12 protein-coding genes and 1 tRNA gene are annotated in these 17,276 nt (G+C 40.2%); 3 read left to right on the forward strand and 10 right to left on the reverse strand.

From position 1 onward, the window contains the following. Window positions 1-30: 30 nt before the first annotated feature. Window positions 31-1,416, reverse strand: a complete 1,386-nt coding sequence (radA, locus tag ATS75_RS09320; RefSeq protein WP_058560169.1) for a DNA repair protein RadA — start codon at window positions 1,414-1,416, stop codon at window positions 31-33. Between the two features lie 348 nt (window positions 1,417-1,764). On the opposite strand from radA, the gene ATS75_RS09325 reads away from it, so the two are divergent. Further along, on the forward strand, window positions 1,765-4,257 hold the full coding sequence (locus ATS75_RS09325; protein WP_058560170.1) for a PilZ domain-containing protein: 2,493 nt from the start codon (window positions 1,765-1,767) through the stop codon (window positions 4,255-4,257). 42 nt (window positions 4,258-4,299) lie between these two features. Here ATS75_RS09325 and serB read toward each other — a convergent pair whose 3' ends face one another. Beyond that, window positions 4,300-5,307 (reverse strand): phosphoserine phosphatase SerB, encoded by a 1,008-nt coding sequence (gene serB / locus ATS75_RS09330; RefSeq protein ID WP_058560171.1) that lies wholly within the window; start codon window positions 5,305-5,307, stop codon window positions 4,300-4,302. A gap of 132 nt (window positions 5,308-5,439) precedes the next feature. On the opposite strand from serB, the gene ATS75_RS09335 reads away from it, so the two are divergent. Then, on the forward strand, window positions 5,440-6,060 hold the full coding sequence (locus tag ATS75_RS09335; RefSeq protein WP_058560172.1) for an AhpA/YtjB family protein: 621 nt from the start codon (window positions 5,440-5,442) through the stop codon (window positions 6,058-6,060). On the opposite strand, the gene ATS75_RS09340 is transcribed toward ATS75_RS09335, so the two are convergent. From ATS75_RS09340 to prfC, 4 genes are all read right to left on the reverse strand, one after another. Then, window positions 6,027-6,800: a TatD family hydrolase gene (locus ATS75_RS09340; RefSeq protein ID WP_058560173.1), complete on the reverse strand. Its 774-nt coding sequence runs from the start codon at window positions 6,798-6,800 to the stop codon at window positions 6,027-6,029. The genes ATS75_RS09335 and ATS75_RS09340 overlap by 34 nt on opposite strands. Before the next feature lie 6 nt (window positions 6,801-6,806). Beyond that, the gene (gene pdxH, locus ATS75_RS09345) at window positions 6,807-7,445 is read right to left on the reverse strand and encodes a pyridoxamine 5'-phosphate oxidase (protein WP_058560174.1); all 639 of its coding nucleotides are present in this window, start codon (window positions 7,443-7,445) and stop codon (window positions 6,807-6,809) included. Between the two features lie 345 nt (window positions 7,446-7,790). Next, a complete protein-coding gene (gene argS / locus ATS75_RS09350; protein WP_058560175.1) occupies window positions 7,791-9,533 on the reverse strand; it encodes an arginine--tRNA ligase in 1,743 nt (580 codons plus the stop codon). A 54-nt stretch (window positions 9,534-9,587) separates the two neighbouring features. Next, entirely contained in the window at window positions 9,588-11,171 is a 1,584-nt protein-coding gene (prfC, locus tag ATS75_RS09355) for a peptide chain release factor 3 (protein WP_058560176.1), read from the reverse strand. Between the two features lie 246 nt (window positions 11,172-11,417). On the opposite strand from prfC, the gene ATS75_RS09360 reads away from it, so the two are divergent. Next, a complete protein-coding gene (locus ATS75_RS09360) occupies window positions 11,418-14,093 on the forward strand; it encodes an ATP-binding protein (protein WP_058560177.1) in 2,676 nt (891 codons plus the stop codon). Here the strand turns inward: ATS75_RS09360 and rimI are convergent. The 4 genes from rimI to ATS75_RS09380 form a co-directional block, all read right to left on the reverse strand. After that, entirely contained in the window at window positions 14,082-14,543 is a 462-nt protein-coding gene (gene rimI, locus ATS75_RS09365) for a ribosomal protein S18-alanine N-acetyltransferase (RefSeq protein ID WP_058560178.1), read from the reverse strand. The genes ATS75_RS09360 and rimI overlap by 12 nt on opposite strands. Further along, complete coding sequence (locus tag ATS75_RS09370) at window positions 14,530-14,859, reverse strand: hypothetical protein (protein WP_058560179.1); 330 nt, start codon at window positions 14,857-14,859, stop codon at window positions 14,530-14,532. Before ATS75_RS09370 ends, rimI begins: the two co-directional genes overlap by 14 nt. Window positions 14,860-14,924: 65 nt before the next feature. After that, window positions 14,925-15,001, reverse strand: a tRNA-Trp gene (locus ATS75_RS09375). Window positions 15,002-15,251: 250 nt separating this feature from the next. Beyond that, on the reverse strand, window positions 15,252-16,850 hold the full coding sequence (locus tag ATS75_RS09380; RefSeq protein ID WP_235591165.1) for a hybrid sensor histidine kinase/response regulator: 1,599 nt from the start codon (window positions 16,848-16,850) through the stop codon (window positions 15,252-15,254). Window positions 16,851-17,276 lie beyond the last annotated feature (426 nt).

Below are 17,276 nucleotides of genomic sequence, written 5' to 3' on the forward strand. Positions count from 1 at the left end.
TGACTCGTTAAGTGCTTTTGAAGTCAGGGATTAATTTATAAGGCTTAGTAGCTCATGGACGGTTTTAACCGGGGTAATTTTTGCGCCAAGCCCTTCCATCGATTTATGGTAATTACGAAATGGTATAAAAATTTCAGTAAAGCCATGTTGCGCAGCTTCTTTAACTCTGGGCACCCCACTGTCTATCGGCCTTACGTCGCCATTTAAACTCAGCTCCCCCATGATGCAGGTTGTTCTTGGTACCACAAACTCATTTAAGCTACTCAATAAAGCCGCAACTAACGCAAGGTCGATACAGGTTTCTGATTCGTCAATTTTCAAGCCGCCCACAATATTAAAAAAAGTATCGTGGAAAATTTTAGTTTTAGTATGTTTACGCAAAATACCTGTGAGCATTTTAATCCGGTTCATATTTAAACCAACACAAACACGCTGCGGAAATTCGGCTTCTGTTTCGGTGGTTAAACATTGAATTTCAAGCAATAGGTTTCGGTTGCCTTTACGGATACAGGTAATAGCGGAGCCGGGCGATTCAGTACTCGAGCCCGATAAAAATATTTCACTTGGGTTATCAACACTGAGCATACCGCGCTCGCACATTCTAAAAATACCCACGGTATCTATATCGCCAAAGCGATTTTTGTTGGCTCTTAATGTACGGATTTGTCCATCGTTCGTATCGATATGTAATAACGCATCGACGATATGCACTAAAGTTTGCGGGCCAGCAATCTCGTTGTTTTTATTTACATGAGCAATGATGAACATGGTGACATCATTTTGTTTGCAGTATTGGGTCAATGCTTGTGCGGCACTTTTCACTTGTGATGGCGAACCGGGGCTGCCATTGGCTGTGTCTGTAACAACCGCTTGAATAGAATCGATTACAGCAAACTTTATTTTGTTCTTTTCAAGCTCTTCAATAATAGTCTCAACACTGGTCTCTGAGAGAAGGTAAAGTTCATCTGCGTTATAATCTAGCTTCAAGCGATTAACACGGTTTTTAAACTGCGACAGTGACTCTTCTGCAGTACAGTAAAGAGAAGGCATACGTTGTGACATTCTTGCAACTAAGTCAGACAGCAATGTTGTTTTGCCTGCACCTGGGTCACCAGAAATAATATTAACCGAACCGGTTGTCACGCCGCCGCTTAAGACGCGATCAAGCTCTCCAATCTCAGTAAGTTGTTTTTCAGCCTCAACGGTGGCGATATCATTTATTTTTTTAGAGCCTCCACCTACTCCACCCGCATACCCGCCGACACTTGCGCGCGATGATGTTTTTTTATTTTGTCCCGCAGAGGGTTTAAATTCGACCAAGGTATTCCATGCCCCGCAACGACACTGCCCTTGCCAACGCTGATAGTTCATGCCGCATTCGGTGCAAACAAATTCTACTTTTGCCGCTTTTGCCATTTAAATTCTTACCTAGTCTTTTCTATTTATATTATGCTTGTAAAAAGCGTTTATTTTGATAGTTCATGGTTTTACATAGCTACTCTGCTTGCCAATTAGTTAAATCAACGCCACAATCTGTTTATAGCTTTATGATTTTCTTCAAGGCACGCTTTTTGCTTTAGTTTTTGCTTAGCAAATAACTTAGATTCGTGAGCCATTTATTTGGCAAATTATAATAATAAAAATTAAAAGTAGCTATCGTAACACTGTTACACATAGTTAAGCAGCATCACTGCTTTACTAAAATAACGTGTTACGAAAATCAATAACAGTTATACCTACTTTTAGAAGGTGATGGTTTTATAGATGAGTGAAGATATTCTCCTAAAATACGAAGATTTAGTTGATGAATTAAAATCGTATTTAGGTAATACAAAATTTGATGGAATCTTTAAATCGAAAACGGCAGGACTAACCAAGCCTGAGCAATTTTTGATCAAGATGGAAATGTCACGCCTATCTCAACCTGTTGCACGCTTTATCGATCTAAGAGGACAAGTTACTGGTCAAGTAAAACCGTATGAATATGGCGGTAAACAGCACTTTATGGATGAAACCGCCATTACCGTATTTGAAGAAGCGATAAAACGCCACGGCGGTTATACACTTGCTGTTTATGAAGCTGTCATGAATACTGATAATAACCATAGGGTTATGCAAAAGAAAGCCTCTGAACTTGCTAATCAGGCAGATGAACAAACCCAAAAACCCCTTAATTGCCAAGTAATCAAGTTTGCCTCTTATGAAAGTCGCCGCGAAGAGCGGATGAATTACTCAATTAAAATCACGGTAGAGATAAACCAAGGAAGTACAATATCTGCGACCACATCAGATATTTCTTTGAGTGGCGCGAAAATAAAGCTCGCACCACGCTATATTGTCAAACGTGGTCAATTAATAGGTTTAAGACTTGTTGGTTTAGAACAGGATTTTGAGCTTGGCCTTAAAAACGGCATTCAATATGAAGTGGTTGCCGTTGAGGCTGTATCGTCTGATTTTAATCATATTCGCTTAAAGCGCACCTTTATTGAAAATAACATTAAATTCGATGAATTTTTAGAAAGCTTCATACACGGCAATAAACGCAGATACAAAGTTAACTTAGATAACACCCTCGATGCCGTCGTATCAAAAGGGTATGAACAATATTACATACCCCGCGTAACATCGTTATTTACTTTCTTTAGTTTAGAGAACGAAAAACTATCCCCAAGCATAGCCCTAACAACAGAAAACAATGTGTTTATTCAACGTTATTTCTGTGATGAACGAAAATTATCCAGCTTGTATTCAATTTTGAATCAACACCGTCTGGCTGAACTTTTAAATGATCCAGCCCCGGTAAAAGAAGAATACTTTTATACGTTCACCCATGTTGTTTCAGGCAAAATCTATTATTATTCGGCCACTAAAACAGAGTTGAAAAAAGAGCCAAAGCTACACAACCTATTCTTTGGGTTTGGTAGCCAAAAAGAAAGCTGGCAATGTTTTAAAGTGCAATTAATGCCAAGTCACCCTGAGGACTCTTTTATCCCATTGAGCCTGCCTAAAACTGCAGGTAAAGACATAGAAAAACTTAACAAGCCTCCTTCACCACGCGTACAAGGCATGTTAAAAAATATTAAGTATTTAGTCGTATTAACAGCGGTGGGAACCCCGTCAGAGCAAAAACACTATCAATCGTTTGATTACAATAAAAGCTTAGTCAATGAACTAAAACGCTTTGGGCATGGTAAGCATAAAACCCCACCACGTTTAGAAGCTGTTGATTTAGAATATGTAAACTTGCGTGCACACAAACGCTACCTTTATAAAACAGAAGTGATTGTTAATGAAATCGCTGTAGAGGAGCCGGTAGCTCAAGCGCATAGTCTTGATTTTTCTGTGATGGGATTACAAATTGAATGCGAGCAACCCATTAGCTTTAAAAAAGGCGATATCGTTGAGTTAAGCTTGCCGGAGTTGCAAAAGATTACCAAGAAGCATCAACTATCACACCTCAAATATGAAGTCATGGCCGTGAGCAAGTCCTTAACCACCATCAACTTGAAAGCGATGGTAGAAGCGAGCTCTTCTCATATGGGGGTGAAGTTTTTTACTCAGTTAATTGAAAATAATAAGAGTAAGTTAAAAGTATCGGAAGAGACACCAAAAATCCCTGGACTTTCAACGGCATTAAGAAACATGGTAACAAAAACAGTGTGTCAACTACCCTTTTACTTACATAAAGAGGCGGCGCATTTCACGACGGGTGCAATAGGCCAAGGGTTATATCCCAGTCCCATACACCGTATTTTACAAAGTTTTGGTTTACTAAATGAAAAAACCAGCTTAGAAGCCTTTTTATCAACGGATCAAATTACCGAAACAATCACTCCACTTATAAAAGAGCGAAGCCGACAAGATCCCCCTTTACCATTTACGCTATTTATTCGCTTTGACCCGAAAAAGCCATCCATTGAAAGTGCTATAAAGAGCCAATGCACAGCGGTGGACGACTTTGCGCCACATACTTTTTTCCTCAAAAAAGGCTTAAAGAATGAGCTTATTTTTGTGATGCGCTTATTTATATCCCGAACAGGTCGCCCTGATACCGATTATTTATCCAACGAGTTAAAATACGTCAGTCAATATGCTTTGCACAAAGCCAAAGACTTAGAAGAAGCGCTGTGGTCTGTGGCGGGCGTGGGCGATATGGTAGATGTGACAGAAGAAGCACTTACTCACTTTAATTTTAAAGCTGACATGATAGAACAAATGACATCTCGTAAGCAGGTTTGGTTAAACAGATTAAGTTAAGTACGAAGGTTACTCTATCCCTTCGTACTTATGGACTGACGATTATTTAGGGATGGTTAGCAAATACAATAGCTGCAGTAATGACCCTTCACATATCGCAGCCTGTGCCTGCTCAACCACTTTAGGTTTGCCATGAACTGCAACACCTAAACCTGCCTCAGCCATCATCACTAAATCATTTGCACCATCGCCAATGGCGACGGTTTGCTGCGATGATAAACTTAACTGCTCTCGAAGCATGCGAAGCACCCGTGCTTTTTGATTAGCATCGACTATTGTGCCAAGTACTTTACCTGTCAGCTTATTGTCGTTAAATTCAAGTTCATTTGCATGTACTTCATCTAAATTAAGCAACTGTTGCACTTGCTCTGCAAACGGTATAAACCCTCCAGAAGCAATAGCCAAATACCAGTTATGCTGCTTTAATACACGACACAGCGCGTCAATACCTGGCATCAAAGGCAATGTATTCTTTAACTCTTCTATTAAGCTTTGTTCAATGCCTTTTAACTTTGCAACTCGCTGATACAAGCTCTCACTAAAATCGAGTTTTCCTGCCATCGCCTCTGCTGTTACCGCAGCCACTTCGTCATAAACGTCCGCAAGACGTGCAATTTCATCAATGCATTCAATGGTGATTGCTGTTGAATCCATATCCATCACCAGTAAACCGGGCGCATCTAAACAGGGAGGTGTTTTAAGCTGAACCAGTTGAAAACCTTTCGCATGAGCAAACTCATTCATTGCCAAAGGATTTAAAGCGCCACGAAAGCTGTCGCTGTAAAAACAAATTGCAGGTGCAAGCGTTGGATCTGGTTGGTAACGACATACGCCACTGACTAAAATGTTATTCGCATTCAAAAACTCAAGGGTATCTTCAAAATTTTCACCATCTAACTGCGCCCCAAATGCAACACTGAAAGTCCCCTGAGGATTGTCAGGTAAGAGTGTCTTTGTAAATTCAGCCTCAACAAACTGATACCAAATGCCAAGTGCTAATTGCGATGATAATTGGGCTGATGTTAGGGCCGCAAGGCGTTCCAATGTCATGATGACTCCAAAATGAGACTAATGTCCCCCTGCATTTTTAACAGTAAACTCGCCATAAGCAGGGATTTAAGGTTATAGTTAGCTTAGTTGTAACATCAAAAACAAAGGCTGTCAGCAGCGTAAGCAGTGACTATGAAAAATAACCATATTAATAACCCAGTTTCAGCATCAGTAAGGCAACGACTTGTTCGCCTAAGCTTAGCGGCTGCCTGTTTTTTATTATTAACATGGGTTGCAGTCAATAGCAGTTTTCAAAGCCATCAGTTACTTTATGATAATGCGGACAATACAGCTAAAAGCTTAACCCGATTTATGGCTCTAAATGCGCAAACACCCCTAATCGAAAAAAACAAACCCGCTCTCAATGCACTTTGCAATAATATGAGCAAAGATGAGTTTGTACTAGCAGCCACAATTTACGACCACCAAGGAACCTTGATTGCCAGCAGCGATAACTGGCAACCTCATCATTTAATGGGGAAATTACCCTATTCAACCCCTGGTATTAGCAAATTAAAAACCCCTTTTGTTGAGCCTGTTATCAATGACAATGAACGCCCTATTGGGTTTGTATCAATCACTTATTTAACCCGTGCCGCCGTATCGCAAAGCCATAATCATTTTCATGATTTAGGTCGTCAAGTACTATTAATGTTAGTGATAACTTGTATTTTCACATGGCAGCTAGGACGGGGTTTAAAGCGCTGGCAAGTCAGTCGCTATATGCAAAAAAGTGCTGAACACGATTCATAAAGCTGCTTTTTAAATTGCGCTTTATCTGCATCGGTTAATTGTTTTAGTGCGCATAATTGCTCAAACACGCGCGGAAGTTGTAATGGTGTGTTTATTTGCCCTTGAAAACCACATAAAGGCATTGAGGGTGAATCCGTCTCAAGCAGTAAATGCTTTGCATCTAGCTGTGCAATAACGTGCCGAGTTTTTTGCGCCCGCTCGTATGTAATACTGCCACCAACGCCTAATTTAAACCCCTGTTTAATATAAGACTGTGCTTGCTGCACTGAGCCTGTAAAAGCATGTATTACACCGCCATATTTAGGTTTACAGCGTTTAAAGGATTGGGCAATTAAGTCATGGCTTTGTCTATGGTGAACAATTAAGGGGAGTTGTAGCTGATTAGCGAGTGTTATTTGGTGTTCAAAAATTTGGATTTGAAGACTAAGGTTATCCATGCTTCTGTCAATGCCACACTCACCAATAGCACTAATTTTATCGCGATGGTGAAGCGCAAATTCAGTCAATTGTGCTAAATGTTCATCAAGGTATTCTGACAAAAAATAGGGGTGCAAACCTGCGCTAATACGAATACAAGAATACCGCTTTGCAAACTCTATAAGTGCCTTGGATTGAGCTAACGTCACTCCAGGCACAATAAAACCGTTTATCCCCTGCTGCCTGCATTGCTCTACCAATTGCTCCCGATTAGGCTCAAACTCACTAAAGTCTAAGTGGCAGTGGGAATCAATAAAACCCATAACAGCTTACGGATTCAACCGCGTAACTTGCCAGTTATTATCTTGTTGACGTTGATATATGAATCGGTCATGCAACCTATGAGCACCGCCTTGCCAAAACTCTATTTTGCTTGGCACAACACAATAACCGCCCCAAAAATCGGGGAGTGGGATTTCACCATTAGAAAACTTATTTTTCATTTTTGCGAAGGTGTCCATCAACACTTTACGTGATGAAATTGGTCTGCTTTGGGCTGAAGCCCATGCTGCTAATTGACTCTCTTTCGGGCGCGATAAAAAATATTTTGCAACCGCAGCGGTTGGTAAGGGTTTGGCTTCACCATAAACGATCACCTGACGCTCCATGTGGTGCCAAGGAAAATGCAGCGAAATTTTGTTATTCCCTTTAAGCTCTTGCGCTTTGCGTGAGCCTGTATTGGTAAAAAATACAAAACCGTTATCATCTAGGTGCTTTAATAATACAATGCGCTGAGAAGGCTGGCCGGTTTCATCTACCGTAGCAACAACCATTGCGGTTGGATCAGGTAACTGTGATGCCACGGCATGTTCAAGCCACATTTCAAATTGCTTAAACGGGCAATCAAGCAAGTTGTCTTCGCTAAGCGCATCTTGCAGGTATTCACGGCGAATATCTTCGAGTTTCATAAAATTCCCTCTAGGTTCTAGGTTAATCAAAATAGACAGTCAAGCATAAGGCGTATGATTATATTAACTTTGCTGGGTTTAGTTACACCCAACCCAACCTACAAGCAGCAGAATCCACCTAAGTAGTTTAGCCTAAGACAAGGCGGAAAACCGGCTTACCTCTATGAACATACGCTCTTATATGTGATTGATTAGGATCAACTATTCAATGCGAAATTACGCATCTGCAAGTGTAGAAGTGCTGACAAGGCGGAGTGCTTTTTTATGCCAAGGAGCATACGTTTTGTATGTGACTTAGGCTAAAAAAGCACGACAACGAAGTCAAAGCAAACTACACGCAGTAGATTACATTTGCTCCATGACTTCGATGCCTAGTAAATCCAATCCTGTGCGCAATGTATCTGCCACTAAATTACACAACACTAAGCGGCTATCACGTACATTGGGTTCTACGCCCTCTTTCAATACTGGGCATGCTTCATAAAACGTCATGTATAGGCTTGCAAGTTCGTATAAGTAACTACACAGTACGTGAGGTGTCGCGTCATTGATCATTTGATCAAGCACTTCTTCTAATTGCAACAGTTTCAATGCAAGTACTTTTTCTTGTGGCTCAATAATGGCTACATCGGCATTTAATGTGCCTGCATCAACCCCTGATTTACGAAAAATACTGCGAACACGGGTATAAGCGTATTGTAAGTAAGGTGCTGTTGCACCTTCAAAGCTAAGCATCGTATCCCAGTTAAAGATATAATCACTGGTACGGTTTTTAGATAAGTCTGCATATTTAACTGCTCCAATACCCACTTTACGAGCAATTTCACTCCGTTCTTCAGCACTTAAATCAGATGTGCGCTCAGCTAACTTTGCCGTAGCGCGCGTGATTGATTCTTCGAGTAAATCTGCAAGCTTTACCGTACCACCAGTACGTGTTTTAAATGGCTTGCCATCTTCGCCCATCATGGTGCCGAATGGGCAAAACTCATAGCTTGTTACATCGCGTAAAAGGCCTGCTTTACGTGCTGTAAGCTCTACTTGATTAAAGTGAAGGCTCTGACGTGCATCAACAAATATTAAAATACGTTCAGCGCCCAATTTATTTGAGCGATAGTCACATGCTGCTAAATCAGTTGTGGCATATAAAAAGCCACCGCCTGATTTTTGTACGATAAACGCAGACGGCTCGCCATCTTTATTTGCAAGCTCATCTAAAAATACAACTTGTGCGCCCTGTGATTCAACTGCAATTTCTTTGTCTTTTAATAACGCAATGATGTTATTAAGCTCTGAGTTATATGCACTCTCAGCCATAATATCGTCTGCAGTGAGTGTTACATTTAGGCGCTTATACACTTCCTCTGAATGTTTAACTGAAGTAGCAATGAAGAGCTTCCACAATTTTTCACAATGCGCATCACCGCCTTGTAATTTAACTACGTATTCGCGCGCTTTATCTGCAAAGCCTTCTTCATCATCAAAGCGTTTTTTCGCATCACGGTAGAATGTTTCTAAATCAGCAAGCGCAACAGAATCTAAATCAACACCTTGGTTAATTTGATCCTCTAAATGCGCAATCAGCATACCAAATTGTGTGCCCCAATCACCCATGTGATTTTGACGAATTACCTTGTCACCACGAAACTCAAGTGCACGCACTACAGAGTCACCAATAATCGTTGAGCGTAAATGGCCCACATGCATTTCTTTGGCAAGGTTTGGTGACGAATAATCAACAACCACTGTGTGTGGCTGTGCATGTTCTGCAACAGCAAGCTTTGAGTCGTTGTTTGCCGCTTTTACACTGTGCGCTAAAAACTCAGGCTTTAAGTGAATATTAATAAAGCCTGGGCCAGCAATTTCTGTTTTATCGGCAATATCGCTGATATCTAAGTTATCAATAATTTTTTGCGCAAGTTCGCGTGGGTTGCTTTTCATTTTTTTAGCGGCGCCCATTGCACCATTAATTTGGTAATCACCAAATTGTGGACGCGTGCTTTGCGTTACCGCTGGGTTTGTATCAGCAGGTAAACCTGCAGCTGTCATCGCGGCAATGGCTTTATCAATTAATAGCGTACGAATGTTCATAATATCTGTTACCTTTATCAGCCCGCGTGTGCGGGCTTTATTTAAATTTTGAGTTTAGTTTTCACGCGTGTGGTTAAACGTCACTTCAGGGTAACGCTCAATTGATAAGTTAAGGTTTACACGGCTTGGGGCGATGTAAGTTAAGTTATCGCCGCCATCTAATGCTAAGTTGCTTTCGCATTTACGCTTAAAGTCTTCAAACTTTTTAACGTCTGTTGAGCTTACCCAGCGGGCTGTGTTTACATTTACGCTTTCATAAATCGCATCTACGTTGTATTCCGCTTTTAAGCGAGCAACAACCACATCGAACTGAAGTACACCTACCGCACCTACAATCAAGTCGTTGTTAATTAGTGGTCTAAACACCTGCACAGCGCCTTCCTCAGAAAGTTGTACTAAACCTTTTAATAACTGCTTTTGTTTAAGTGGATCGCGTAAACGAATACGACGAAATAACTCAGGTGCAAAGTTAGGAATACCGCTAAATTTAAGCTTTTCACCTTGCGTAAACGTATCACCTATTTGAATCGTACCGTGATTATGTAAACCTATAATGTCGCCCGCATATGCATCTGCTGCGCGCTCACGATCGCCCGCCATAAAGGTTACCGCATCAGAGATACTGACTTGCTTACCTAGGCGTACGTGGTTCATTTTCATACCTTGGCTATATTTACCCGACACAATACGCATAAAAGCAATGCGGTCACGGTGTTTAGGATCCATGTTGGCCTGAATTTTAAAGACGAAACCAGTAAAGTTTTCTTCAGTAGCAACGACTTGGCGATCTTCAGTTTCGCGCGGTAATGGCGTAGGTGCCCACTGCGTTAAACCATCGAGTACATGATCCACACCAAAGTTACCAAGCGCGGTACCAAAGTACACAGGCGAAAGCTCACCTGCTAAAAACAGCTCTAGGTCAAACTCGTTTGACGCGCCAATGACAAGTTCTAGCTCTTCACGTAATTGCTCAGCTAAATCTTCACCAATAGCGGTATCAAGCTCAGGGTTATCTAACCCTTTTACTGTACGCACTTCTTGAATAGTGTGACCTTGGCCTGTTTTGTACAACACCGCTTCATCATTGTGGATGTGGTAAACACCTTTAAACTCTTTACCACAACCAATCGGCCACGTAATAGGCGCACAGGCAATGTTTAGCTCTGTTTCTACTTCATCCAGTAGCTCCATTGGGTCGCGAATATCACGGTCACACTTATTCATGAAGGTAACAATAGGTGTGGTACGTAGGCGCGTAACTTCCATCAATTTACGCGTACGTTCTTCTACACCTTTTGCGGCATCAATGACCATTAAGCACGAATCCACCGCTGTAAGTGTGCGGTAAGTATCTTCAGAGAAATCCTCGTGTCCAGGGGTATCAAGTAAATTAACGAGTGCGTTATTGTAAGGGAACTGCATCACAGAGGTTGTCACTGAGATACCACGCTCTTTTTCCATTTCCATCCAGTCGGATTTAGCATGCTGGTTAGAGCCACGCCCTTTAACGGTTCCCGCTTTTTGGATAGCCTGTCCAAATAACAATACTTTTTCGGTGATGGTAGTCTTACCCGCATCTGGGTGAGAGATAATAGCGAATGTACGTCGCGTATTGATTTCGTTTAATAAATTAGACATGTAAGCCGCTTTAAGTCATAACAACGCACAACAAAAACAAGCCGACACAGGGCTTACTTTGGGCATCGTAAAAATAAAATAGAATTGATGTTATTATACCTTGTTTGTCCTAGCCAAAAAAGCAACGATTGCAAGTAATTAAGCACTTCTAAGAAACTATAATTAAGACTGTTAGCGCGATACTTGTTTAATGTTCTCCTAACGCATACTATTGGTAAGATTACACGGAGGAAATATTGATTGGGCATGAAAACCAGTAAGCTTAGTATTCGATTATTATGGTACATCACACCGCTTGTGATCTTGCCACTGCTTTTTCTGGGGGGGTTTACATTAACAAATGTAACTAACTCAACCCAAAAGCAAGCAGAGCTTATAGTGAGTCGATTTGTTGAACAACAACAGCAGAAAATGTTTAACTACATTGATTCTTTTCACTCCACTTCCAAACTTTTATCCACTTCACCTGTGTTGAGTGACTTTCTTGCTGATGACATGCTTAGCAATGGCAATTACACTTCTCAATTAGGCGACTTAATGGATGTATTCGCCAGTTACTCCGAAGCTTACCCTGATATTATTAGTGTAAACCTTGTTTCTCCACGTGGGAAAAGTAAGGCGTATTATTCCAGCAATTTGAATACTCCTCCAACGGACTACCCGTTCTTCTCTCGTGTATTACAGAGTAATCTACGCCAACAACAATTTATGGTGCAAAAAAGTGACGGCACAACCAGTTTATATTTCATACAGCGCGTATACAGCGCTGATTACTACTTAAAACGCCCTCAACAGTTAGGGTTTATTATTCTGCATGTCGAGCCTTCTATTCTAAATACAAGTATTCTGGAAGCGCCTTATAACAATACCCTCAACTTACTACTCACAGAAGACGGTAAGATTTTATTTAGCTCAGACTATAATAAACGAGGGCAATTTATTAGTGAATATGAGCTCAAACAAATTCATAATCTTGCTGACTTAGGCAAGCTTTCAACCATTGAGTTATCAAGTATTGATAAAATAGAACGCATGATTTACGCCGTGCAAATGAACGGTGGCTATTATTATGTATCGACCATTCCCAAAGCATTGTTGTATCAATCAGGAAAAGCAATCAGCTTGATCACTGCGCTCATAGTCATTATTTCAATAATCACTTTGCCCATTCTGATTTTTATTGTTGTACGCAACTTATTACTCAACCCGATAGAGTCATTGGGAGCGGCCAGCCACCGAGTCGGTGATGGTGATTTATCGGTGTATTTACCCGCCCATAATAATGATGAAGTAGGCGTATTATTTAATGACTTTAATCACATGGTAAACCAAATTCGTCATTATCAGGATGAACTTGAAGAGTACAAACACCATCTGGAGGATAAAGTTGAAAGCCGAACCCGCGCACTCGAAACGATGAACAGTCAGCTTGAGTCTGCAATTGCTCAAGCTGAACAGGCAAACCAGTTAAAAAGCCGCTTTTTAGCGAATATGAGCCATGAAATTCGTACCCCTTTAACCGCAATCATGGGTTTTACAGAGCAACTACTGCACAGCAAAGAAGCCGCTTCAGATGAACTACATTTAGCCACTATTTTACGCAACTCTAAGCATTTATTAGAGTTAATAAACAATATTTTAGACCTGTCAAAAATAGAAGCTGAAAAACTGGCTGTTGAAAAAGACCCGCTTGATATTGTTCAGCTTGTACATGATATTGACTCTATTATTCGCCCCCTTTCGCAAGAAAAGAACCTAAAGTGTGAAATAAATTATCATCTACCATTACCTAAAATTATTAATTCTGATGCAACCCGCTTAAAACAAATTTTGATCAATATTGCCAGCAACGCAGTTAAGTTTACTGAGCAAGGTTTAATAAGCTTAGACATTACTTATGATACAAACTCACAATCAATTGAATTTGCTATAAAAGACAGCGGTATAGGTATGTCAGAGCATGAAATTGAACGTGTTTTCAAACCTTTTGAACAAGCTGATGCCACCACTACTCGCCGCTTTGGTGGCACAGGGCTTGGGTTATGTATTTCAAAAAATTTAGCACAATTATTAGGCGGCGATGTCTACCTTCAAAGTACATCCGGTGTAGGCAGCTGTTTTAGCGTAAAAATAGCCTGCAACTTTGTTGAAGGAAATAAAACCCCGATGCTAACTGAGCTAAGCCAATTAACACCAGAAAAAGATACCCAGCTTTCATTTGCTGCAAATAGCTTTGATGCCAATATTTTAGTTGCTGAAGATAATCCTGATAACCAAGTATTGATTACATTACTGCTGCAAACTTGGGGATTAGACCCTGATATTGCTAACAATGGAGCCGAGGCAGTGGAGATGGCGTTAGTTAATGATTATCAAGTCATCATTATGGATATGCAAATGCCTGTTATGGGTGGATTAGAAGCAACGCAAATGCTTCGCCACGCTGCCTATGATGGCCCTATTATCGCACTTACCGCTAATGTGATGAAACATGATGTAGATACCTACCTAAAAGCAGGCTGCAATGAAGCCTTGGCAAAACCAATAGATAAAGATGCCCTGGAAAATGTCCTTGTTAAATATTTACATATCGAAAAAGACAGCCAAAATAAGTGGGATAGTCTATTAAATAGTGAAAAGTTCCAACAGATAAATGAAAACTATCGCTCAAAACTGCCAGATCATTTAGTGCAGGTAAACCAACTATATCAAACTGGAGAGTGGGAAGTATTAAGATCACTTGCACATAATTTAAAAGGCAGCGCAGGTTGTTTTGGATTTAACAATATTCACCATGCAGCTACTGAACTTGAAAATAACTTACGTGGCAGAGACACTGATCATAACCGACGCGATTATTTAGCATTAAGCTTAATTGAAGCAATAAAGTACACAATAAACCAGGATTCGTTAACTAAATAGCAAAGTCATCCCCATTAGAATGGCATCTTCATGACCATTTTTTGCAGAGTCATCACTAGGGTAATAATTTTTACGTACAGACATTTCACTAAACCCAGCACGTTCATATAGTTTAATTGCACGCGTGTTTGTCTCTCGCACTTCTAGAAACAAGTTTTCAGCACTGTGTTGCTCACCATACGTAATAAACTTGTCTAATAATTGTTTAGCAATACCCTGCCCTTGAAACGCAGGCGCCACACAGATATCCATCAACGTAAAATCAGGACCAGCTTTCTCCCCAATGTAAAACCCCACCATTTGGGTGTCATCGAATGCCGCTAAATTAAAATAGCGTCCAACTAAACAAGATTGCATGGTTTTATGTGTCCATGGGTGGCTATGACATGCGCTCTCAATACCCATAAGCGCATCGATTGAAGATGCTGAAACAGTTTTAAAAGTTATCAAGTGTATCGCTCAACAGTGCCCACAGCGCACGCTTTTGTTTAGGATTTAATTGTGAGTGAGGCAAGCTCAACACACCGTTATGGTATGTGATTGTCTGACTTTGTATTATTTGAGTCATTGTTTGCGGCGCAATAGCTTTATTTATATCGCCATGCAACGTCGCGCTAATGTCGAGTAAATCTGTTTTTGATTTATTCTCTGCGAAGCTTGTTAGCAACGGTTTATCAGCAATAACGTGGTCTTTTTTATCCGGACGAAAATGCTGATTAAGTGCTAGATTCTCTATGCCAAAAATAGCTGCGTAACGTGGATGCATAACAACTCAGTAGATTAAAACATTTGGATAATATAAGAAGTAATAAAAACGATGTAAAGAAGAAATGGCAGGGGCGGAGAGATTCGAACTCCCAACCGTCGGTTTTGGAGACCGCTGTTCTACCAATTGGAACTACGCCCCTGCAATGACGACGAATTATAGAGACCTTTCGCCAAAGGTAAAGGAAAAAATTACTTTTTTAGTTCGTTTGCCTTTTAAATAAACAAATAGGTGAATTAGCATGCTGAAGGGTTGCTCCTTAATCACTTTTTGAGTAGATCAACGAGTCGCTACTCTTTACTTCACCTTAAGTAAAGGTCGTCAATTTAAATAAAAAGAGATGACATACTTAAATTGTTTCTCTTGCGACACAACATCGATTAAGCAAAACTTTACTTTTTAACCATTTTTAATTTTTTCAGCTCTTCAGTAATAGTTGAAAGGGTGAGTGGCTTAGGCAAAACGGCATTTGCACCGCACGCAACTAACCGGTTCGCTTCATTACCAACGGTTGCACCTGTTACGCCTATAATTGGGTTTGTAAAACCTTGCGTACGCAACGCCTTGGTTAACTCATAACCATCACAATTAGGCATCATGATATCGGTTATAACCAAATCAAAGTCATTTTCTTTTACTTTATTCAAGCCAATAATACCATCTTCAGCCTCTGTTACTATGGCACCATTTTGCGCCAAAATCTTGCTACTTATCATACGTAAGATTGGCGTATCCTCGACTAAGAGTATTTTTAGATTTTCAAGTAACTCGACATCATTGTCTATTAACGATGATGTGTCGCCTTGCTCGCATTTATTAAGGACAAATGTGAGTTCGAAATTAGCACCGCCGTGTGGACTTTCAATGTAGTGTAAATCCCCCTGCTCCAAGGTGTAAGCAATTTGCTTGCAGACATTAAGCCCAAGCCCAGTCCCTTCACTTAATGTTTCCCCACGTTCAAATGCATTAAACATCCTGTCTCGAAATTCAGGCTCAATACCATTACCATCATCAATAACATTGATACGGTAGTGAGTTGTATCATCACTCAAATCTTCGGCTGTTTTAGTTACTGTAACTGAACGACCACCACTGTGGAGTATGGCATTTTTAGTTAAGTTCTGAATAATCTGGAATATAGCTTTGGTGGAACCTTTATGATGCTCAGAAGCTGATTTTTGCGTTTCAAAATTAATGATAAAGTGACACTTTTCGGCCAAAGGTTTTACCCCTTCAATCGCCCGTTCAACGATATCATGAACCGATATGACTTCATTATTATTGTAAACAGATAGCGAACTACTAAACGATGACATTTTCATATCATCAAGTACACAGAGCAAATGTGTTGATAACTGCTGTAACTCGACTAAATTTTTCGAACGGTTTTGCTCAAGCTCAACATCTATCAGCATTTTTATAGTTGCAGCGGGTGTGCGCAGCTCATGCCCTATAACCCCGTATATTCTTTCATTGGTCTCTAACTGTAATTTAGTCTTGTCGACTAGTCCTTGATAACTACTTCGAAGATAAGAAATAAGAATAGAAAGCACAACAGCACTGAGTGCTGCTCGTACAGCAATAGCTGTTGTTACAGGGTCTCCGTCTACAAGGAGTATTATTGGTGCGCTGCTCAAAATAGAAACACAGATAATACGCAGCCAACCCGTCACAAGGAGCACAATAATTGCTGCTAATAAAGGCGTCATAGTGACTGGTATGACGCCATTTTCGATAACAAGCGACGGAAAAGCTACAGAAACACAAATAGCCAATACAACTAAAAATTTTTGCCTCATTTGCTTAAAAACAATCGCGATTAATGAGCATAACACCCACGCAAAAATAAGGAGCAAGGCTAAATTTTTATTTTTTACATCCACAAGTATAAGACTAAATGCCACTAATATACCGCCTATACAAAATAAAATAGGGATAACTAGACGCATTTTTTCTTCAACACTATTTACAACAGATTCATCAACTGCCACTAAAAACCTCTGTTATCGGTATCAAGCAATATAGCTATTTCATTAAGGTGTTATCGACTCAACAATAGCCCTTAATTAAATGTTTAGTATTGACCATCACTACTTCCTTCACCTTAGGGATATAGCCTAAAACACTCATCTAAAAAGAGCACTAAACTGTACATTTCACATCTTTGGTGGATTGCCGCACTTGATTTTCGTCTTCAAGTATTTGCAAATAGAGGAGAGTTAAATACGCTTGTAAATTGTCAAAAACTTAATCGTATACTTTCGCTGTTTAATTATTATAGATTCGATTTCTAATTAAGTTGGATTTTTTTAAGCTATATAGATGCTTTGCTACGAAGTGTATCTGATATGGGCAATGAGGGGTTGGCAGTCTAGCCATTAACAATGGTTGGTTTATAAAAAAGCCTGAGACTATCT

Source organism: Pseudoalteromonas sp. H105 (genome assembly GCF_001469215.1).
Classification (GTDB): domain Bacteria; phylum Pseudomonadota; class Gammaproteobacteria; order Enterobacterales; family Alteromonadaceae; genus Pseudoalteromonas.